We start from the raw sequence: 20,856 nt of genomic DNA on the forward strand, positions 1-20,856 counted from the left end.
AATGTTTGAAATGATACTCAACGAGGAAGAGCGCGGTCAGGTGGGGATCGGGACGCTCATCGTGTTCATCGCGATGGTGCTGGTGGCGGCGATCGCCGCCGGCGTCCTGATCAACACGGCCGGGTTCCTCCAGTCACAGGCAGAAGCGACCGGGCAAGAGAGTACGGACTTGGTTTCCGAGCGGATTGAAGTCACCAGCTCAGTCGGAATTGTCTCGTCAAGTAACACCGTCGAATTGGACGAGGTTCGGCTGACCAGTACTGGCGCGCCTGGTGCTGATCAAATCGACCTAAGCGAAACGACGATTCAGGCGGTGGGGCCTGGTGGCCAAGAGAACTTGGTCTTCGTTGCCGGCGGTAGCGTCGACAGTTCTACTGGGAGTCCCGGAGAAGATGAGATCTCAGCGCCCCCGGAGGTCGCAAGCGGTGCGACAGATATTAGCATCGAAACTGGTACTCTCAGTGACGGCTCAACAGTCGCAGTGACCGACGGATCCAACGAGGATACTACTTCAGCGGCTGCAGGTTCACAGACCATTTCCTTCAGCAACGTCGATCCTTCAATTGAGGAAACGCTGACTGTCGAACTCCGCGACGGGAGCGGAAACGTGCTGGACAGCGAGACTGTTACTGTCGTTGTCAGTGGCGTCTCAGATCTTAGCGCCAATCAGTTCACCGTACGCCAAGACGGAACTCTTCAGAAGAGTCCGGTTATTTCCGATGGCTCGCAGTACCAGATCCTGCTTAATCCCGGAGCCGGGGCACTCTCGAACACTGACAACACAAACGATAAGTTTGGACAGAGTGACTCTGCGACTCTCGACATCGTCTCGCCGTCCGGCGCGACGACGTCTGTCGAACTGAGCGCTCCGGACCTGTTCAGCAAACAGGGCGAAGCAGTCCGGCTCTAACGAGCCTCGAACAGCGCGGTAACCACAACCTCGGCGGCTCGGCCGCCCGCAACACCTATTTTACGGCGTGCGCTATCACGACCCATGAGTGACCATGATCCCCCGCCGAACGACGCGGACGCAATGCCGGCCGATCCGGAGGAGCTCGACTTCACCGACGACGAGAGCGTCGTCGAGATCGGGGAGGGTCGCTACGTCGTCGGGACGAACGGCCGTCCCAACGTCCGGCGGTCTCGCGGCCAGCGCCGCGCGCCGCCCGACGACGACTCCGGCTTCACCGCGGCCGACCCGGCGAATCCTGACGAACGTCGTCCCGCCGGTGACGACCCGCGGGCGAGCGCCGCCGGCCCCGGCGTCGGCGAGCGCGGCCGCCCCGCGAACGACCAAGCGTCGAGAGGCGGCGCTGCGGGCGGACAGCCCGGCGGCGAGCAGGCTGCGGGACACGGACGCGGCGGCGGCCAGCCGGGCGGCGGCCAACCTCCGCCGAACGCCGCGCCTGGCGGCGGGCCACAGCGCTCCGGAGCCGGAGGCGGCGGGAACGCCGTCGACAGGCAGGCGGTGAGCCGGTGGCTGGCGAACTCCTTCGACGGCGACGGCTTCGAGTACGGCATCGACGCGACGCTCCACGCGAACGGCGACACCACCCGCCAGCGGATGGTGTCGAACGACGTGACGGCGACGTTCGACACGCTCATCTCGTGGTTCGCGTCGAACGCCGGCCCGAGCTCGCCCACGCCGGAGGCGATCGGCCTGCTGCTCGCGGCCTCGGAGACCACTGTCGACCTCCCGCCGGTGATGATCAAGCGGTTCGCGGCGAGTCAGGGACTCTCCGCGAGCGACAGCATCGGTGACTTAGTGCGTGCCGCCGAGGACGCGGGCGGCTTCCGGATCGACTGATCTCGCGGATTCTGTTTCGGACGGGTCGACGCTTCTTACAGGAAGAAGAACAACGCGATCCCGATCAGCGCGAACACCGCGTAGATCCCCGCCATCACCTCGCGTTTCAGCGGACTGCCGAGCGGCTCGGCGGTGAGCCGGCGAATCGGCGGGAGGATCGCGATCCCCCCGAGGAGCAGCGGCCATGACTCCGCGGCCGGAACCCGTGTGAGCGCGACGACGATCGTCCCGTACCCGAGGACGTATGACCCCCGCCGCCAGAGCTGTTCGCGGTCCGTCAGCTCCTCGGTCGACGGGAACGCGTCGCTCACGTTCGACTCTCCGCCTCCCGATCCGCCACCCCCGCCGATCTGCTCCGCCTGTCGCTGGACGTACTCGTCTAACTCCTCGGCCGCGTCCTCCGTCTGCGGGGCGCCGCACTGCGCGCAGTACCGCGCCTCGTCGCCGACCGGAGCGTCACAGCGGGGACACGATGGCATGTTGGCGTGGATCGGGTGGCGGCCGGGCTTAATTCTTCGGACCGAGGACTCCGCTCGCGTCGGGCGATTCACTGGTTTTTGGCCCGTTCACTTCGACTCCCGTTACATGCCCTGATAATCGGGTGCGTACGCTTTAGTCGGTGACCCGCCGAGTCGTCGTCAACAGACCGCGGGCCGCGAGTCGGCCCGCCCCCGTTGAACACGCCCCCATGACGATGGAACACGACGACGCCACCGACACCACCACGACCCGCTCGACGGCGACCGACGGCGACCACACGGTCGGCTCCGGCGACGACGATGGGGGGCGAGCGGCGCTGATCGGGCTGTCGGCGTTCCAGGCGAGCGTGATCGGGCTCACGCTCCTCGTCGCGCTCGGCGGCGTCGTCGCGACCGTCCCGGCCGCGGCGGGCGTGTCGGTCACCCCGGCCGCTCCGTCTCTCGACGCCGGTGCGTCAGAACCCGCAGCCATTGAGGCTTCCGGCTCGGTCGGTTCCGACGACCGCCCTGAGGTCAGTGGCGGCTTCTCCCGGTCGACGTACACCGGCGTCGCAGGTGACCCAGTCGAGATCAGATACACTGCCGACAACTCGAACGGTGACGTGTACCTCCTCGTGGGCGGGAACCGACTCACTGACACGGGCCAGCCCGTCGGATTCGTGGACGTTCTCAAAATCTCCGGGGCGAGCGAAGTGACGATCAACACGCGGACGCTCGGCACCGACGCGACCAACGTGAACAGCTGTAGCCGCGAGAACACGTCGTGCGACTTGGAGTTCGTCGACGAAGACGGGAACACCGTCGCCGAGAAGCTCAGCGGCCTCCCGAGTGCCACCGGCGCGGGCGGGCTCGCCCGTCCCCTCGTCCCGCAGCGGTACCGGCTCGCGATCACCAACGGAACGTTCGTCGTGGACGACGCCGGCGTTGTGACGCCGACGGAGAGCGCGGACCAGGCGGACCTCCTGTTAGAGAAGCCGGCGTTCCACGACGAGATCGAGGTGTTCACCAGCATCGACCCGAGCGCCCCCGACGACGACGCCGAGACCGAGTCGCTCGGCGCGCTCCGAACGAACGGACTGGACCGGACCGCGGTGACGAAGGGGAACCGGATCGTCCTCGGGTTCGAGGCTACGGGTATCTGGGGGGCGCTGTCGCACTTCGCCGACGACCCGATCGAGCCGGGCGAGCCGATCGATCACCGGGTGCTTGACGACCTGCTGACGGCCGAGGAGGGGGTGTCGCTTCGGGTGCGCGAGACGAACCCCGGTCGGAACCGACAGCCGGCGGAAATCGACCTCTCGCGCGCCGACCCGGCGGACGTCAAACTCATTCCGGCCGAGGCGACGGAGCTCGAGACCACAGACGCGCCGGGGCGGTTCTACCTCGTGGTCGACACGAGCGACGGCGACCACTTCACCGAAGATGTCGAGCCCGGCGACGAGTTCGCCGTCGAGTTCGCGCTCGAAGGGGTGGAAGGACAACGGTACTCGTTCGCAGACGGCGCGGAGCCGCCCGCCGCGTTTGACACCGCAGACGACGCCTCGGCGCAGTTCCCGTACTGGGAGACGGCTGACGGGACGGCGCGCGCTAACGCGTCGTTCACGGTCCGCGAGCGCTACCTCCGGTACGACCACGTCACCGAGGACGGAGAACTCCTCGTTGAGGCCGAGGACGGACAGGTCACGGGGACGACGTCGCTGCTGCCGGTGCGCGAGTTGTCGGCGACGTTCGTCAACGACGCCGCCGACGCGCCCTTCCGAACGAAAGCGTCGCTCGACATGGGCGACGGGAACTTCTCAGTCGACGCGGCTCTCAACGGCACCGAACCGGGCACCCAGCTGAACTACGAACTGTACGAGGGGTCGACGCTCCGGGACAGCCGGACGGTCATCGTCGTCGGCGACGCCGACAATCCGGACGAGCTGGTGATCGAGGACGCGCCCGCGAACGTCACCGTCACCGAGGGCGAGAACCTGTCGTCGATCCGCGCCACGACGCGCAACGCCGGCGGTATCACGGACGAAGGCGAACTCACCCTCACGGTCGACAACGAGAGCACCGGAGGTTCGTGGGGCGTCCGCCTCGAGCCGGGCGAGTCCCGGACGTACGACTTCGCGTCCGTGACCCCCGACCTCGACCCCGGCACGTACTCCTTCACGCTCCGACTCGACGACGATACCCACGGCGGCACCCTCGTCGTCGAGGCCGACCCGGCGACGACGACGATCGACGACGACGACCCGTCCGGCACCGACGGCGGCGAGGTGAGCGGCGACGAGGCGGCCGACACCGACGGCAACAGCACGACGTCCGAGATGTCCGAGACGGACGGGTCGGAGACTGACACCGGGAACACGTCCGATACCAACGAGAGTTCCGACGCCGGAGGGAACTCTGACGAGACGACGAACGGCAGCGCGCCCGCGGACGAGACGCCCGCCGACGGCGAGTCCGACAGCGTGGGGATGATCCCGCTCCCGTTCGGGACCCGCGAGGCGTTCGGCGGGACCGTCCTCGTCGGGGCCATCCACCTCCTCGGTCACTGGGTCTAACCCCCGTCACCGCTCGGCGGTGCGCCCCGCCGACTCGCGATTCTTCCGATCGTCCGCGACCGCGAGGCGAGCGCCCGCTTCGAGCGTTCGACCGCCGAACCGGCTCGCCGCTCCATTCTCAGCGCTGAGAACCGCGGGCGAGCGATTAAGTGGTCGCTGTGCCCCCCTTCAGACAACAATGGCTACGCGGGTACTCATCGCCGACGACTCGGAGTTCATGCGGAACCTCCTCCGGGAGATCCTCGAGGGCGAGTTCGAGATCGTCGGGGAGGCGGAGAACGGCGTGGAGGCGGTCAACATGTACGAAGAGCACGGGCCGGACCTCGTGATGATGGACATCGTGATGCCGATCCGCGACGGGATCGAGGCGACGACGGAGATCCTCGAGGAGAACCCCAACGCGACGGTGATCATGTGCACCAGCGTCGGGCAAGAGGAGAAGATGAAAGCGGCCATCAAGGCCGGCGCGGAGGGATACATCACGAAGCCGTTCCAGAAGCCGAACGTGCTCGACGCCATCGGATCGGCGGTATAATGCGCGTCGACGTCCGCGCGCTCGGCGCCTGTAACCGCCTCGCGGAACGGGGGGCGAAACAGGCCGCCGGCGCGCTCTCGGACCTGACCGGGACCGACCTGGCCGTGGAGGTGACGGGCGCGAGCGTCGCCAGCGGCGAAGACCTCGCAGAGTCGTTCGCGGGGCGGGAGTCGATCGGCGTGAGCGTCGGCCTCCGGGGCGGGCTGGACGGTGAGGCGGTCCTCGCGTTCGACGCCGTCAACGCCGACGCCCTGCTCTCGCTGCTCCCCGGCGGGCAGTCGATGGAGCGCAGCGCGGTGACGGAGGTCGGGAACATCGCGCTCGGCGGCTTCCTCGACGGGTGGGCGAACTACCTCGGCAAAGCGATCGACATGTCGCCGCCGCGCTACTTCGAGGCGGACGGCGCGGCGGTGCTGCCGGACGGCGCGCTCGCCGGCGACGGCGTGTTCCTCTTCGAGAGCCGCCTCGACGCGACGACGACCGACCTCGACTTCTCGATCTACATGCTTCCCGACTCGGGCCCCTTCCGCGACCTCATCGTCGGGAAGACCGCGCCCGCGGTGACGGCCGGCGGCGAGGCGGACGGCGGCACGACGAGCACGGCGGTCCCCTACGAGTCGCTGTCGACGTTCTCGTCGCTCGCGAAGCGGGGGTCGGCCAACGCCGCCGACAACATCGCGATGATGACTGGGCTGGAGACGAGCGTCGACGTGAGCCGGCTCCGATTCGTGCCGCTCGCGGACGTGCCGGCGGAGGTCGGGACCGAGCCCCACGCGGGGACGGTGTTCGAGCTACAGGGCGAGCCGAGCGGCTACCTCGCCATCCTCTTCGAGGAGTCCTCGGCGGCGGCCGTCGCCGACGCGATGCTCCCGATGGAGACGGACGAGCCGCTGGGCGAGATGGCCCAGAACGCGCTCTGCGAGCTCGGCAACGTGATGACGAGCGGGTTCATCGACGGGTGGGCGAACGTGCTCGGTACGACGATCACCCACTCCCCGCCGGAGTTCGTCCACGACATCGGCGCGTCGACGATCAGTCCGCTCGTCGCGAAGCTCAGCCAGCGGCAGGACTACGGGTTCGTGATCGACACCGCGATACAGACGGAGGGGATCCAGGCGCGCTGCGACGTGTACGCGCTCCCCGACGAGCGCGAACTGGCCCGGGCGCTCGACCGACTCTCGGAGTCGTGACCCGCTCGCTTCCTGACGATCGACCGGACGATCCGGCGACGTCAACGGGGAGCGACGCGGTCACCGACGCCGACCCCACGACCGTCACCGGCGGGTCGGCCGCGGACGACCGCGGGCGCATCAAGGTCGGCGTTGGCGAACTCGCGGTCACGAGCGACGAGGCGGTCCTGACGACCAGCGGGCTGGGCTCCTGCGTTGCGGTCGCGCTCGTGGACGAGCGAGCGGGCGTCCGCGGGCTCCTCCACGCCATGCTGCCCACGGGCGAGGGACGGTCGACCGCCGCCTCGCGGCCCGCGAAGTACGTCGACACCGGCGTCGACACGCTGATCGGCGCGCTCGACGACGCCGGCGCGGACCCCCGCCGCCTAGAGGCGCGCGTCGCCGGCGGGGCCGAGATGCTCGACCTCACCGATGCGGTCGGCCCGCGGAACGTCGAACGGGTCGGTGAAGTGCTCGACAGCGTCGGCGTCCCGATCGTCGCCAGCGACGTCGGCGATACCGTGGGACGGACGGTCAGGTTCGATCCGGACGGCCGGCTCGTCATCCGCGCCGCGGACGGCTTCGAACGGGCGATCTGACGCTCGGGAGCTCGTTCGGGGGACGCTTCGCTGGCCGGCCCTCTCTCATCCCGATTCGGACCACGGCCGATCTCCGTCCCGTGGCGTGTTTTCTCACGGTTGATATTTTGAGGGGTGAATTGAAGTGTGCTCTGCGGGTCGTACACGGTAATGGGCCTCGAACTACCGGTGTGGGGAGCTCCAACCGCCGCCTGGGCAGTCGCCACGCTGGGGCTCGTCGGTGCGAGCGTCCTCGACAGGTTCCTCGACGACGACGGATCCGACGACGACGGTTCCGGTGGCATGGACGGCGATAACGACCCCTTCGGCGGCGACATGGGTGGCGGCGGTGGCGGCGGAGGGATGGGCGGCGGCATGGGCGGCGGTGGCGGTGGCGGCGGCGACGGCTTCGACGACTTCGACGGTATGGACGAGTGGGACGACGAGTTCGACGACGGCGGTGGCGGCGGTGGCGGCGGCGCGGCCACCGACGAGCTCGAGAACCGACTCGACGAGCTCGAGAACGAGGTCGCCTCGCTCTCCTCGACCGTCTCGACGGTCCGCTCGGAGAACGAGGAGATCTCGAACGCCGTCGACGACATCGAGGAGGACGTCCGAAACCTCCTCGACATCTACGAGATGGTCACCCGCGGCATCAACCCCTTTGTCGACGACTCCGGCGGTTTCGACAGCGTCGCCGGCGGCGGCGAGGGGTCGTTCGGCATCTTCGACGACGAGGACGGCGGCGAGGAGGAGGACCTCGACGAGGACGTCGCGAACGCCGACGCGGACGGCTTCTTCGACGACGACCTCCTCGACGAGGAGGAAGAGGCGGAGGCGGACGAGTTCGAGGGCGACGACGAGTTCGACGACCTCGACGACGGTGGCTTCGACGACCTCGACGAGGATCTCGACGACGATGACGGGTTCGACGACCTCGACGACGACTTCGAGGAACTAGATGACGACAACACGGACGACGCCGCGTCCGAGACCGAAACGGCGGACGACGGAGACGATATGAACGACGACGGAAAGAGCTTCAGCGAACTGAAAGAAGAGTACGACTCCGGGGAGGCCGACTGGGCCGAGGAGGGCGACGACGCCGCGGACGACGACCCGTTCGACGACGGGGACGACTCGTTCGACGACCCCGCAGACGAAACCGACTCGTTCGGCGAGGCCGACGACGGCTTCGGCGACGACGACCTCGGCGGCGTCGGAGACGACGGCACCGGGTTCGACGAGCCCGCCGATCCCGAGCCGGCGGGCGCGGCCGATCCGGAGCCCGCGCCCGATCGGCAGCCCGGCGGCGACCCCGCCGAGGCCTCCGGCGGCTTCGAGTACGTCGGCCAGGACGACCTCTCGGGGAGCAGCGGCCGCGGCAAGCCGTACCTCACCGAGCTCCCCGGCGACTACGTCGGCGACCTCCTCGTGATGGAGTGGCTGGAGTTCCTCGTCTCCGAGAGCGACGTCACCGACGCGGTGCGCGCCATCAACTACTACGAGCGGATCGAGTGGGTCGGTCCCGACGCCGCCGCGCGGCTCCGGGACTTCCTCTCCGGGTTCGGTACGATCGACCGCAACCTCGTCGACCGGCCGGGCACCGACCGGCTCGTCCGCGAGCACCACACCCGCAGCCTGCGGTACGTGACCCAGCTCAACGGGACCAGCAGCCACACGGTCCTCCTCGACCGCTGGGACGACCTCGCCGGCGGCTCGATCGTCGGCGGCGGGCCGGTCCGCGGTCGCCGCGGCGGCCGTCGCGGCGGGCGCGCGGAGACCGGTCGCAACGGACGGAACGGGCGCAACGGTCGGTCGGAGCGCCCCGAGCCGCGTCGGAACGGCCACGACTCGTCGGGCCGGCGCGACGCCCCCGACGAGCGCGAGCGGCGAACGAACGGCGCGGACCACGAGGCGACGGAGCGCGGCGACGCGGCCCGCGGGACCGACGCGGACCGACGCGACGACCGGCGCGACCGGAACGGCTCGACGCGACCGATGAACGACCCGAATCCCCGTTCCGACCGCGCCGATCCGGCCGACGGAGGGTGGGGAGATGGGCGTTAGCGTCTCCGCGTCCACGGCCATCATCGTCGCGGGGCTGTTCTTCGCGTTCACGACGTTCTACCCCGTGGCCGCCAACGGGCTCGACCGCGTCTCCGACGCGCAACACGGCATCAACGAGCGCGCGCTCGAGCGGCAGAACACCGACTTCGTCGTGACGAACGCGACCTACAACACTACCACCGACAACCTCACCGTCACCGCCACGAACGAGGGGTCGATCGGGCTCGTCGCCGACGACGCGACGCTCGTCGTCGGCAACGAGTACGTCGACGTGGGCGGCCGGAACGCGACCACGACCGTCGACGGCGACGGCGACACCGCGCTCTGGCTCGGCGACGAGACGCTCACCGTGCGGGTCGCACAGGGCGACACGGGGACGACCATCGAGAACGGGACGCGCGTCGTCCTCGTCGTCGAGTCCGGCGTCCGCGACGCCGCTACCGTGACGGAGGTGAGCGCGTAGATGGCCAGCGTCCCCGTCTCTCACCTGATCCTGTTCATCGCGAGCCTGGTCATCGCCGCCGGCGTCGTCGGCACGATCACCACGGGCGTCGACCGCGTGAGCGCGGCCGTCGACGACGCGGGCTTGGACGCGACCGAGCAGCTTCGGACCGACGTGACGATCATCTCGGACGCCAGCGCGGGGGTGTACAACGCGAGCGGCGACCAGAACGTGACGCTGTTGATAAAGAACACCGGCACGTATCGGCTCGCGCCCGACGGTTCGGACCTCGACGTGGTCTTCGACGGCGCGTACGTCCGGCCGAACGCGATCTCGGGAGAACTGGTCTCCGTCGACGGCGCGAACGCGTGGAGCCGCGGCGACGTGCTTCGGCTCACGATCAACACCAACCAGATCGACGGGGACAGCGGCCTCGCCGACGGCGACCACCGGGTGTTCCTCTCGGTGAACGGCGACGAGGAGCTGTTCCAGTTCCGCGTGGAGGGGGGTAACTGAGATGCCTCACGACAACCTCCTCTCGCTCGGCCTCGGCGAACGGGACCGACTCAACAAGGAGCTGGGCGGCGGCATTCCCCGCGGCAGCATCGTCCTCATGGAGGGCGACTACGGGGCCGGCAAGAGCGCCATCTCCCAGCGGTTCGCCTACGGGCTCGTCGAGGAGGGCGCGTCGGTGACGATGATGTCGACGGAGCTCACCGTCCGCGGGTTCATCGACCAGATGCACTCGCTGGAGTACGACATGGTGAAGCCGCTCCTCCAGGAGGAGCTGCTCTTCCTCCACGCCGACTTCGATTCCGGCGGCGCGTTCTCCGACGGTGACGGCGAGCGCAAGGAGCTGCTCAAGCGCCTGATGAACGCCGAGGCGATGTGGAACTCCGACGTCGTCTTCCTCGACACGTTCGACGCCATCTTCCGGAACGACCCCACCTTCGAGGCGCTCGTCCGGAAGAACGAGGAGCGGCAGGCCGCCCTGGAGATCATCTCCTTCTTCCGCGAGATCATCTCGCAGGGGAAGGTGGTGGTGCTCACGGTCGACCCCTCGGCGGTCGACGACGAGGCGATTGGACCGTTCCGCTCCATCGCCGACGTGTTCCTCGAACTGGAGATGATCGAGGTCGGCAACGACATCCGCCGGCAGATCAACGTGAAGCGGTTCGCGGGCATGGGCGAACAGGTCGGCGACACGATCGGGTTCTCGGTGCGGTCCGGAACCGGAATCGTCATCGAGAGCCGGAGCGTCGCCTAGCACATGACCAGCAGCCGCACAGTCGGTCCGGGCGGGCGGACCGCGACCAACCCAATACGGAGTGAGCAATGACCGAACACGGCACCGCACAACCGTCCGAAGAGCTCCGAAAGGCCGCCATGCGCCGGCCGCACCTCCGGGAGCACCTCCGCGAGTTCAAACAGATCACGGGGGAGTTCCCGCAGTTCATCGAGGAGCCCAAAAGCGAGTACGAGTCCAACCGGCCGAACGTCATCTACCCGGTCGGCGGCCCCATCTACAGCCACATCTACGGCGACCTCGGGCAGGACACGAAGTACTACGCCATCGAGCCGGAGCTCTCCGGGCCGCAGGCGGAGATCCTCAACGAGGTGAAAAACCGGCTCCTCACCGTGAGCGGCCAGCACACCGCCCCGGACAACGAGGCCGAGTACGACGACCTCATCGAGGAGCTGTTAGAGGAGGTCACGCACATCGACGAGCAGAACGGCGGACTGCGCGGCAACCTCTCGAAGGTCCTGAACATGGGGAAGCTCTCCGTCACGGAGGAGACCTACGAGAACATTCGCTACCGGCTCAACCGCGACATCGTCGGGCTCGGGCCCCTCGAACCGATCATGCGCGACCCGGCCAACGAGGACATTCACGTCATCGGCCCCAAGGAGTGCCACGTCGACCACGGCACGTACGGCATGCTGGAGACGACCGTCGACTTTGGCACGCCCCAGGAGTTCGACAACTGGCTGCGCAACATGGGCGAGCGGATGGGCGACCCCCTCTCCGACTCCGACCCCATCGTCGACTCCACGCTGCCGGACGGGTCGCGTATCAACATCATCTACTCCGACGACGTCTCGCTGAAGGGGTCCTCGCTCACGATCCGGCAGGGCGACGAGGTGCCGCTGTCGATCAATCAGATCACCAACTGGGGAACCCTCTCGCCGCAGCTGGCGGCGTACCTCTGGCTCTGTCTGGAGAACGAGCAGACGGTGTTCGTGGTCGGCGAGACGGCGTCCGGGAAGACGACGACGCTGAACGCCATCCTCTCGTACATCCCGGACGACTCGAAGATATACACGGCGGAGGACACCGCCGAGGTCATTCCGCCGCACAACACCTGGCAGCAGCTGCTGACCCGCGAGGGGGGCGACGAGGGGTCCACCGACGTGGACATGTTCGACCTCGTCGCGGCCGCGCTGCGGTCGCGCCCTGACTACATCATCGTGGGCGAGGTCCGTGGCGCCGAGGGGCGCATGGCGTTCCAGGCGGCCCAGACCGGCCACCCCGTCATGCTGACGTTCCACGCGTCCGACATCGTCTCGATGATCCAGCGGTTCACCTCCGAGCCGATCAACGTCCCGGAGACGTTCATGGACAACGCCGACGTGGCGCTGTTCCAGAACCGGGTGAAGCAGGGCGACCAAGTCCTGCGGCGCGTGACGAGCGTCCAGGAGATCGAGGGGTACTCCAAGGAGATGGAGGGGGTCGTCACCCGCGAGGTGTTCAGCTGGGACCCCGTGGAAGACGAGATCGTCTTCCAAGGGATGAACAACTCCTACGTGTTAGAAGAGCAGATCGCGACGCTGCTCGGCTACGCCGACACCCGCGACATCTACGACGATCTCGACTTCCGCGCGGAGCTGATCGAGCGGATGATCCAGGAGGGAATCCTCGGCTACCACGAGGTCAACGACGCGATCAACTCCTTCCAGCGCGACGGCGTCGAGGGGCTCCCCTTCGACATGCACCGCAACACGAGGTGACCGCGATGGAGGCGAGCACCGCATGACTGCGACAGAGGGGCGCTGACGATGGCCGTGAAACAGATGGGCGACGGGCTCGCGACGGCCGCCAAGCTGACCTCGGAGGTGATGGAGTCGTACGACCAGCTCGACATCTCCAAGCGGAAGTACGTCGGCCTCGTGCTTGTGCCGGCCCTGTTCGTGTTCCTCGGCAGCGTCGTCGGCTTGGTCGTGCTGCCGCTCCCCTTCGCCGCCCGGGTGCCGATCCCGCTGTTCGGCGGGCTCGTGCTGTTCGCGGCCGTCATCTACCCGAAGATCTATCTCTCCAGTCTGGAGACGAAGATCGACAACCAGCTCCACCTCGTGATGACGCACATGACGGTGCTGTCGACGACGAACATCGACCGGATGGAGGTGTTCCGGACGCTGGCGAAGGAGAAGGAATACGGCGTCGCCGCCGAGGAGATCGGTCGCGTCGTCCACCTCGTCGACACGTGGAACCAGAGCCTCGACGACGCGTGTCGGCGGCGCGCACAGGAGGTCCCCTCCGACGCGATGGCCGACTTCTTCGACCGCCTCGGCTACACGATGGGCGCGGGGCAGTCGCTCGAGGAGTTCCTCGTCTCCGAGCAGGACGTGATGCTCGCGCAGTACGAGACCCGCTACGAGTCCGCGCTCTCGAACCTAGAGGTGATGAAGGACCTGTACATGTCGATGATCCTCTCGATGACGTTCGCCCTCGTCTTCGCCGTCGTCCTCCCGATCCTCACCGGCAACGACCCGACCGCGACGGTCGCGGCCGTCATCGTCCTTTTCGTCTTCGTCCAGCTCGGCTTCTACGCGATGATCCGCGCGACCTCGCCGTACGACCCGATCTGGTACCACCCCAACGAGCGGGCCCCCGGCGACCTGAAGCTGTGGGGGTCGCTGATCGGTGGGGGCGCGCTGTCCTTTATCACCATCGGGATCACGGCCGCTGGGATGTTCGGGTACGGCCCCGGGCTCCCCGGCCTCCTCTTCTTCATCGACGACGTGCGGCTGCCGCTGTACCTCGCGGTCCCCATCTCGCCGCTCATCATCACCGGGGTCGTCCTCCGGAGCGAGGAGCAGGCGATCACGGCCCGCGACGGCGAGTTCCCGTCGTTCGTGCGCGCCCTGGGGGCGACCGAGAGCGCAAAGCAGTCGACCACCACGGACGTGCTGACGACGCTGCGAGACAAGAACTTCGGCGAGCTATCGGAGTCGATCGAGCGGCTCTACCGCCGGCTCAACATGCGGATCAGCACCGAGGGCGCATGGCGGGCGTTCACGCGTGACTCGCGCTCGTACCTCATCCAGAAGTTCTCCGAGATGTACCTCGTCGGCCGGCGGATGGGCGGCGACCCGAAGATGCTCGGCGAGCTGATCTCGCGGAACATGAACGCCGTCAACCAGCTCCGCGAGCAGCGCCGGCAGGCGGCGATGACGTTCATCGGGCTGCTGTACGGGATCACGGCGGCCGCGACGTTCGCCTTCTTCATCGGGCTGGAGATCGTCGCGATCCTGGCGGACCTGACAGCCGACTTCGGGCTCGAGGAGATGGACATCGGGCAGATCGTCTATCCCGGCGCCTACGACATCCCGCTCATCGAGTACCTCCTGCTCACCGTCGTGCTGTTCAACGCGGCGCTCTCCTCGCAGATGATCCGCCGGATCGACGGCGGCAACCCTGCGAACGGCTACATCCACTTCGTCCTCCTGACGTGGCTCGGCTCCGTGACCGCCATCGCGACGCGGACGCTCGTCAACGCGATCCTGTCGATCTGACGGGGGCCTATCGCCGCCGACGGGGCCTGCCACGACTCCCGTCGTGCCATCACTCCGCGAACAGCGTCGGCTCGGCGATCGCCTCGTCGGCCGCGTCGCGCCACGACCGCGACGGCGTCCACCCGAACAGCCGCGCCGCCTTCGCGACCGCGTACGCGCCGCGGTCGTCGCGCGCGTCGAACGCGCCCTCGTCGACCGCGCAGTCGTCGGGGATCTCGCCGTACGACTCGCGTAGGAGGTCGCGCAGGGGTCGGCCGAGCGCGTTGTCGGCCGCGACGCAGTTGACCGCCTCGTGGGTGCCCGGGTCAACGGCCGGACTCGCTCCGAGGAGATCCGAGAGCGCGGCCGTGACGAGGTCGGCGACGTCGCGGGCGTCGACGTACGACCAGAAGTTGCCCGCGCCGGCGTCGAGGTCGGTCACGTACTCCTCCGCGCGGCAGGCGTACGCGCTGGGGTACTGGATCCACGAGGGACGGACCGAGACCGCGGGGATGCCGTGGCGGCGCGCGGCCGCGCCCGCCGCCGCCTCCGCGGTCACCTTCGAGAGCCCGTACGGGTCCTCGGGGCGGAGCGGGTGCGATTCGGTGACCGGCAGCTCGTCCGGGAACGGCGTCGGCTCGGCGAAGAAGAAGCCGTACGCGCCGTCGCTGGAGGCCTGGACCACCGGCGCGTCCGCCCGGCCGGCCGCGTCGAGGACGTGCTTCGCCGCGAGCGCGTTCGTCTCGAACACCCGGCCCTCCGGGTGCGTGCCGGCGACTGGGATCGCCGCCCAGTGGACCACCGCGTCGGGGTCGACGGCGGCGACGACGTCGAGGGCCTGGTCGCGCTCGGCGAGGTCGGCCGCGCGGAACGAGACATGCGGCGCGGGGTCGACGTCGAGCCCGGGGTGGTCGTAGTCGACGACGACGACCTCGTAGTCGCCGGCGAGGCGGTCGACGACCCAGCGCCCGGACGCGCCGCGGCCGCCGGTGACGAGGACTGTCTCCATGCGTCGGCGTCGCCGTCGCGGGAGAAAAACGCACCGTTGCGACGAGAATCGCCCCGCCGCGGGCAGGCGTTCCCGGCCGCGGCATCCCCGGCTCCGGCAGGCTTTAACGCGCCGAGCGGTAACTCAAAGGCATGGACTGGAAGACAGACTGGGGACTCCGTGGACGGATGGGGTTCACGATGTTCCTCCTCTTTGCCCTCTACGTCGTGTTCATCGGCGTCTTGATCGAGGTGTTCAACGTCGGGATCATCTTCACGCTCGCAATGTTCGGCGCGTTCTCGCTCGCGCAGTACTTCTTCAGCGACAAGCTCGCGCTGCGGAGCATGGGCGCCCGCGAGGTCGACCCCGACGAGTACCCGGACCTCCACCGCCGGATCGAGCGGCTGAGCCAGCAGGCCGACCTGCCGAAGCCGACCGTCGCGGTCGCGAACACCCGCGTCCCGAACGCGTTCGCGACCGGCCGGAACAAGAAGAACGCCACCGTCGCGGTGACGACTGGGCTGCTCGACAGCCTCGACGAGGACGAGCTCGACGGCGTGCTCGCCCACGAGCTCGCCCACGTCAAGAACCGCGACGTGATGGTGATGACCATCGCGTCGTTCCTCTCGACCATCGCGTTCTTCATCGTGCGGTGGGGGTGGCTGCTCGGCGGCGACAACCGGCAGGGCGCGCCCGTCATCGTGGCGATCGTCGCGTCGCTTCTGGTGTGGGTGATCTCGTTCCTGCTCATCCGCGCGCTCTCGCGGTACCGCGAGTACTCGGCCGACCGCGGCGCGGCGCTCATCACCGGGAAGCCCGGCGCGCTCGCCTCGGCGCTGATGACCATCGACGGGCGGATGGACAGGGTGCCGGAGGAGGACCTCCGCGAGGAGGCGGAGATGAACGCGTTCTTCATCATCCCGATCAAGGCCGGCTTCGTCGGGAAGATCGCCTCCACGCACCCCTCGACGGAGAACCGCATCGAGCGGCTCCGCGAACTGGAAAAGGAGATGGAAACGGCCTGATACCGAGCCGCATCTGATTTTCCGGGTAGTCGGTTACGAACTGTTGAGAACAGATCGGTGATGAACACCGCCGAAGCCCCAGCCGCGTCGGCGGTCCTCCGCGTCGCTCCGGACCGCCGACTCCAGCGAGGGACCTCCGGTCCCTCTGGTAGTCGGGCGTAGCCCGACGACCTCGCGCGTGCCCCTCGCGGCCGCCTCCGGCGGCCACTCGGAGGCATGCGCCGCCGCAGTTCGGCACATCTGTAATCGTTGGACTGCCGCGCTGCTGGTCGGTGTGAGCGGACTGAGGGGAGTAAGCCCCCTTCGGTTCGTCCCGACATTCGGCTGAGCGTCCGCGCCGCGGCCGGACTACCTTGTGGCGCGGACTTGCACCGGCGAGGATTCGCCGTTCCATCCGTTCCCGCCCGTCGGTCCTCCTCGGGTTAACTCCCTTCCCTCGCGGGTCGGTTCGCACGAATCACGGGTCGGGGCGGGGGGTGTCGTTGCTGTTCCAGAGCCAGCCGTCTCCGACTCCGGGCGTGTGCCCGGTCGCCTGTCCGGCCGGTGGGGGGACTTTCCTCATGCCAGCGGCACGGGAGTCGGGCTCCCTCTGTCCGGGCTGTCGTTTCGCCCGCCGGCGAATAAGCGGTTCGGTCGGGCGCCGCTCGGCCGAGACGGCGCGAGCGCCGCGAGCGCGGTCCCACAAGGGAAGCGTTCAAGTCGTCAGCAACGTAATGGACTCTCATGTCCGAGGCCCAGACCGTTCAGCTGTCGTACGACGACGGTGCACGAGCGGTCGAACTCGCGCGGGAGGCGGTGGAGTCGTTCGTTCGACACGGGCAACGCGAACAGCCCGGAAGTATGCGAGAGGCGTTCTACGCTCGCACCGGCGCCTTCGTCCGCCTCCAGTCGACGCGAGGTCGGGGCCGACTCCGCGGCTGCGCCGGCGCGTGGGACACCTCCGATCAGCTCGGCCACGCCATCGTCGAGGCCGCCATCAAGGCGGCGTCCGGTGACTCCTGCGGCTCCGAGGTCGAGCCCAAGGAGCTCGACAACATCACCGTCTCGGTGTTCGTCGTCTCGAACACCGTCCTCACCAACGACCCGGCCGAGGACCTCGAGATCGGTACCCACGGTGTCGCCGTCGACAGCGGGAACGCCCACGGCTGGCTCTACCCAACGGTCCCCGTCGAGAACGGCTGGTCGGGCGCGGAGTTCCTCTCGCGCACCTGCCGGAAGGCGAAGCTGTCGCCCACCGCGTGGCAGGACGAGGACACGATGGTGACACTCATCGAGGGACAGGTCTTCCGAGAGCGCGCCGACGGCGGCGCCGTCGAAGAGCTGTAGCCGCCCGCGCCGCGTTCCTTTTCAGTCGTCCGCGCCGTACCCCACCGCCGTCGCATCCGCGAGCGCCCGCTCCGCCGCCGCCGACAGGTCGGCCGCGTCGCCGTCGACGACCTCGCCGTCGCGGATCACCGGTTCCATGAGCGACTCCGCGCCGTCCGGGCCCGACCGGTCCGCGAGCCCGACCGCGTGGCCCCCGTCGGCGGTGCGGTAGACCGCCTTCGCGCCCGAGAGCTTCCCCCGCTTGGCGGCCGGCTCGCCGTCCACTTCGACGATGTCGAGCGCGAAGTCGACCGGGTCCGCGTCGGAGACGTACCCGCCGACGCCGAACCCGTCGACCACGTCGCGCAGCGCCCGGAGGTCCGCGGGACCGAGCCCGCCGGAGACGTACACGTCGACGTCGCCGCGCCCCCGGACGTCGAGCTCCCACTGGACCTCGCGGACGATGTGCCGGAAGTCGCCGCGCCGGGAGCCGGTCGTGTCGAGGCGGACGCCGTCGAGGTCGTCGCCGAGCGTCTCCACGGCCCGCAGCACCTCGTCGACCTCGTCGGCGTAGGTGTCACACAGCGCGATCCGGGGCGCGTCCGCGGGGGCGCCCTCGTCGTAGGCGCGCCACGCGGCCTCCTGCTCGCCGCGGCCGAAGCAGATGGCGAGCGCGTGGGGCATCGTCCCGGACGCCTCGCGCCCGAGCAGCTCGCCGGCCGCGACGTGCGAGAAGCCGTCGAACCCGCCGACGAGCGCCGACCGCTCGACCGCCGCGGTCATCGCGGGGTGGACGTGGCGCGCGCCGAACGAGAGCACCGACGCGTCCGGCGCGGCGACCCGGCAGTCGAGCGCCGCCGTCGCCATCCCGGAGGCGTGCGAGAGGAAGCCGAGCAGCGACGTCTCCAGCCGCGCGAACGCACGGTACGGCCCCTCGATCCGCATCACCGGGCCGCCGTCGAACAGCCGCCCCTCGGGGATCGCGTCCACGTCGACGTCGCGGCCGGCGAGCAGCTCGACGGCGTCGCCGAGCCCGGCAAACACCTCGAACTCCCCGTCCGGGAACTGGTCCGCGGTCACCTCGGCGACGACGCGGGGGTTCCGCCCCGCCGCCGCCAGCGCCGCCTCGGTCCGCTCGAAGTACGCGTCGGTCGCGCGACCGTCCCGGATCGCGGCCGCGTCGACGATGTCGAACTCGCTCATAGTTCGATGTTCGACCGCGGGGACGAAAAGCCACCCGTGTCGCCCCGCCACCGCGGCACCCCCGCGACGACCGCGACGGCGCACGTGGGGCGAACGAACCCCTAGACCGTCCGTCGCGCGACCAGCGCGAGCGCCGCTACGAGGGCGACGAGCGCTGCCGGGACGCCGAATCCGGGGGTGCTGCCCTCGGTGCTCCCGCCGTCGCCGTCGTCGCTGCCGTCACTGCCGTCGCCGCCCTCGTCGCTAGTGTTCTCGTCGCCGTCGTCGGCCTCGTCGCCGTCGGTGGTGTTGCCGTCGCCGCCGTCGGTCCCGTCGCTGTCGGTCCCGTCGTCCGCGTCCGGGAGCGCGAGGTCGGCGTCCGGGCGGAGTTCGAGGACGCCCGCCGGCGAGGGAGCGTGCGTTATCGTCACGCTCGTCCCGTCCTTCTCGACGCCGTACGCGCCGGGGAACTCGCTCTCATCGCCGATCTCGTACACGGTCCCCGCGGCGTACTCGGCGTCGCCGTGCGCGGTCAGCATCCGGACGTACGCGTCGCGGAACGCCGCGGCGTCCGCTTCGGCCTGCCACTCGGTCGCCCAGACGTAGCCGTCGCGGTCCCCGTTCCGGTAGGGGTACAGCTCGTCGCCCGCCCAGCCGTCGGTCACCGGGTGCGCGTAGTTGTAGCTCGCCCGGGTCTGGAGCTGGGCCTCCGCGTCGAGGTGGATCTGGACGTTCTCGCGAACCGTCGCGTCGGGATCTAACACAGCGTTCCGGTACTCGAGGCTCTGGTACCAGAACATCACGAACATCGACGCCTCGCCGGCGGTCTCCGCGCCGCCGACCCCCTGGTCCGCGTACGTCTCCCACCCGTCGGTCGCAGCGTCCTCGAACGTGACGTTCCCCTCCTCGTAGTCGGGGTTCCGGTGGATGACTTCCGCCGTCGAGGCCGGGGGATCGTTCATCGTCTCGTTGACGGCCGCCCAGCCCCCTTCGTCGCGGAGCTCGCCGACGTACACGGCCCCGTCGCCGTACGGCTGGAGGACGGTCTGGAGGATACCGAAGTTGAACTCTTGGTCGCCGCCGCCCTCGCCGTCGCTCTCGGGCGCCTCGGCGCAGGTCCAGTTGGCGTCACAGCGGGCGGCGTAGCGCTCCTCGACGTGGACCGCCTCGCCCTCCACGACGCCGTCGACCGCGAGGTCGCCGTCCTGCGTCGCGCCGACGTAGCGCGGGTCGGTGAGGTCGTGGTACTGGTCTTGCATCGCGTGGAGCAGCTCGTGCGCGAGCGTCGAGGGGTCGATGTCGGGCGACTCGCCGTCGGGGACGACGATGACGATCTGGTCCTGCGAGGGCGAGTAGAAGCCTGAGACCGCGCCGCCGAACACCGAGTCGATCTCGCTGTTGGCGTCCGTCCCCTCGCCGACGACGAACAGCGCTTCCCACACCTGGTCGTTCCAGCGCCGGAACGCCTCGGAGCCGTTCCCGCTCGCGGTGTCGTTTAGGTACTCGCTCCGCGCGACCGTCTCTACCGGCACGTCCTCGCGGAAGGGACGCTGGCGGACGTGCTCGACCCTGGCCATCGTCAGGTCGGTCAGCGCCGCCAGCTGCGTCTCGTTGAGCCCGTCCGTCTCCGCGAAGTCGACGGAGTCCTCGTAGTGGGTTCCGTTCCAACAGCCGACCAGCTCGGTGCCGTCGCCGGCGTCGCACTCCTCGGCTGAGGCGGAGGGCGCTGCGCCCGGCGCTGTCGGCCCGCCGTCGGACGTGGCGGCGACCGAGCCGGCGTCAGGAGTGGCGGCGACGCCGGCGGTGAACGCGACACACAGGACGACGACAGCGGCGACGACCGCGGCCGCGGTCGGGAGGGTGGGAACCCGTCGCATAGGAATCGTATCGGACGCCCCGGTAAGTAGTTTGTCGGTTCCTTCGCCGCCGCGGCCGGCGAATTTTTCGACGG

Annotated in this window: 18 protein-coding genes and 1 other RNA gene; 14 read left to right on the top strand and 5 right to left on the bottom strand. The window is 69.0% G+C overall.

Annotated features, from left to right (window positions below; genetic code table 11):
- The first annotated feature begins 1 nt into the window (after position 1).
- Together ABNG04_RS00670 and ABNG04_RS00675 are read left to right on the top strand one after the other, a co-directional pair.
- Positions 2-910 (top strand): flagellin, encoded by a 909-nt coding sequence (locus ABNG04_RS00670; RefSeq protein WP_371159159.1) that lies wholly within the window; start codon positions 2-4, stop codon positions 908-910.
- Positions 911-994: 84 nt separating this feature from the next.
- Positions 995-1,807, top strand: coding sequence for a DUF7500 family protein (locus ABNG04_RS00675; protein WP_371159161.1), 813 nt, complete (start codon positions 995-997; stop codon positions 1,805-1,807).
- 35 nt (positions 1,808-1,842) lie between these two features.
- Here the strand turns inward: ABNG04_RS00675 and ABNG04_RS00680 are convergent, their stop codons facing one another.
- Positions 1,843-2,286: a zinc-ribbon domain-containing protein gene (locus ABNG04_RS00680; RefSeq protein ID WP_371159162.1), complete on the bottom strand. Its 444-nt coding sequence runs from the start codon at positions 2,284-2,286 to the stop codon at positions 1,843-1,845.
- Between the two features lie 209 nt (positions 2,287-2,495).
- On the opposite strand from ABNG04_RS00680, the gene ABNG04_RS00685 reads away from it, so the two are divergent.
- The 10 genes from ABNG04_RS00685 (at position 2,496) to arlJ (ending at position 14,426) form a co-directional block, all read left to right on the top strand.
- Positions 2,496-4,838 (top strand): BGTF surface domain-containing protein, encoded by a 2,343-nt coding sequence (locus ABNG04_RS00685; protein ID WP_371159164.1) that lies wholly within the window; start codon positions 2,496-2,498, stop codon positions 4,836-4,838.
- A 178-nt stretch (positions 4,839-5,016) separates the two neighbouring features.
- Complete coding sequence (cheY, locus tag ABNG04_RS00690; protein ID WP_371159166.1) at positions 5,017-5,373, top strand: chemotaxis protein CheY; 357 nt, start codon at positions 5,017-5,019, stop codon at positions 5,371-5,373.
- On the top strand, positions 5,373-6,563 hold the full coding sequence (locus tag ABNG04_RS00695) for a chemotaxis protein CheC (RefSeq protein WP_371159168.1): 1,191 nt from the start codon (positions 5,373-5,375) through the stop codon (positions 6,561-6,563). Before cheY ends, ABNG04_RS00695 begins: the two co-directional genes overlap by 1 nt.
- On the top strand, positions 6,560-7,141 hold the full coding sequence (locus ABNG04_RS00700) for a chemotaxis protein CheD (RefSeq protein ID WP_371159169.1): 582 nt from the start codon (positions 6,560-6,562) through the stop codon (positions 7,139-7,141). Before ABNG04_RS00695 ends, ABNG04_RS00700 begins: the two co-directional genes overlap by 4 nt.
- A 150-nt stretch (positions 7,142-7,291) precedes the next feature.
- Positions 7,292-9,190: a FlaD/FlaE family flagellar protein gene (locus ABNG04_RS00705; RefSeq protein ID WP_371159171.1), complete on the top strand. Its 1,899-nt coding sequence runs from the start codon at positions 7,292-7,294 to the stop codon at positions 9,188-9,190.
- Positions 9,180-9,653, top strand: coding sequence for an archaellum stator protein ArlF (gene arlF / locus ABNG04_RS00710; protein WP_371159173.1), 474 nt, complete (start codon positions 9,180-9,182; stop codon positions 9,651-9,653). Before ABNG04_RS00705 ends, arlF begins: the two co-directional genes overlap by 11 nt.
- A complete protein-coding gene (gene arlG, locus ABNG04_RS00715) occupies positions 9,654-10,148 on the top strand; it encodes an archaellum stator protein ArlG (RefSeq protein ID WP_371159175.1) in 495 nt (164 codons plus the stop codon).
- A gap of 1 nt (position 10,149) precedes the next feature.
- Positions 10,150-10,899, top strand: a complete 750-nt coding sequence (gene arlH, locus ABNG04_RS00720) for an archaellum protein ArlH (RefSeq protein ID WP_297886476.1) — start codon at positions 10,150-10,152, stop codon at positions 10,897-10,899.
- Positions 10,900-10,967: 68 nt separating this feature from the next.
- Entirely contained in the window at positions 10,968-12,641 is a 1,674-nt protein-coding gene (flaI, locus tag ABNG04_RS00725) for an archaellum flagellar ATPase motor FlaI (RefSeq protein WP_371159177.1), read from the top strand.
- A gap of 48 nt (positions 12,642-12,689) precedes the next feature.
- The gene (gene arlJ / locus ABNG04_RS00730; RefSeq protein ID WP_371159179.1) at positions 12,690-14,426 is read left to right on the top strand and encodes an archaellar assembly protein ArlJ/FlaJ; all 1,737 of its coding nucleotides are present in this window, start codon (positions 12,690-12,692) and stop codon (positions 14,424-14,426) included.
- Positions 14,427-14,475: 49 nt separating this feature from the next.
- On the opposite strand, the gene ABNG04_RS00735 is transcribed toward arlJ, so the two are convergent.
- Positions 14,476-15,414: an NAD-dependent epimerase/dehydratase family protein gene (locus ABNG04_RS00735; RefSeq protein WP_371159180.1), complete on the bottom strand. Its 939-nt coding sequence runs from the start codon at positions 15,412-15,414 to the stop codon at positions 14,476-14,478.
- Positions 15,415-15,545: 131 nt separating this feature from the next.
- Here ABNG04_RS00735 and htpX point away from each other — a divergent pair, with 131 nt between their 5' ends.
- The gene (gene htpX, locus ABNG04_RS00740) at positions 15,546-16,418 is read left to right on the top strand and encodes a zinc metalloprotease HtpX (RefSeq protein ID WP_371159182.1); all 873 of its coding nucleotides are present in this window, start codon (positions 15,546-15,548) and stop codon (positions 16,416-16,418) included.
- Positions 16,419-16,699: 281 nt separating this feature from the next.
- On the opposite strand, the gene rnpB is transcribed toward htpX, so the two are convergent.
- Positions 16,700-17,012, bottom strand: an RNA gene (gene rnpB / locus ABNG04_RS00745) — RNase P RNA component.
- 129 nt (positions 17,013-17,141) lie between these two features.
- On the opposite strand from rnpB, the gene ABNG04_RS00750 reads away from it, so the two are divergent.
- Positions 17,142-17,744: a TIGR00296 family protein gene (locus tag ABNG04_RS00750; protein ID WP_297886471.1), complete on the top strand. Its 603-nt coding sequence runs from the start codon at positions 17,142-17,144 to the stop codon at positions 17,742-17,744.
- 21 nt (positions 17,745-17,765) lie between these two features.
- Here the strand turns inward: ABNG04_RS00750 and ABNG04_RS00755 are convergent, their stop codons facing one another.
- Positions 17,766-18,926 carry a nicotinate phosphoribosyltransferase gene (locus tag ABNG04_RS00755; protein WP_371159184.1) on the bottom strand — a complete coding sequence of 387 codons (1,161 nt, stop codon included), beginning with the start codon at positions 18,924-18,926 and terminating at the stop codon, positions 17,766-17,768.
- A gap of 101 nt (positions 18,927-19,027) precedes the next feature.
- Positions 19,028-20,782 (bottom strand): Hvo_1808 family surface protein, encoded by a 1,755-nt coding sequence (locus tag ABNG04_RS00760; protein WP_371159186.1) that lies wholly within the window; start codon positions 20,780-20,782, stop codon positions 19,028-19,030.
- Between the last annotated feature and the right edge of the window lie 74 nt (positions 20,783-20,856).

It is taken from the genome of Halorubrum miltondacostae, from assembly GCF_041379815.1.
Lineage (GTDB): Archaea > Halobacteriota > Halobacteria > Halobacteriales > Haloferacaceae > Halorubrum > Halorubrum miltondacostae.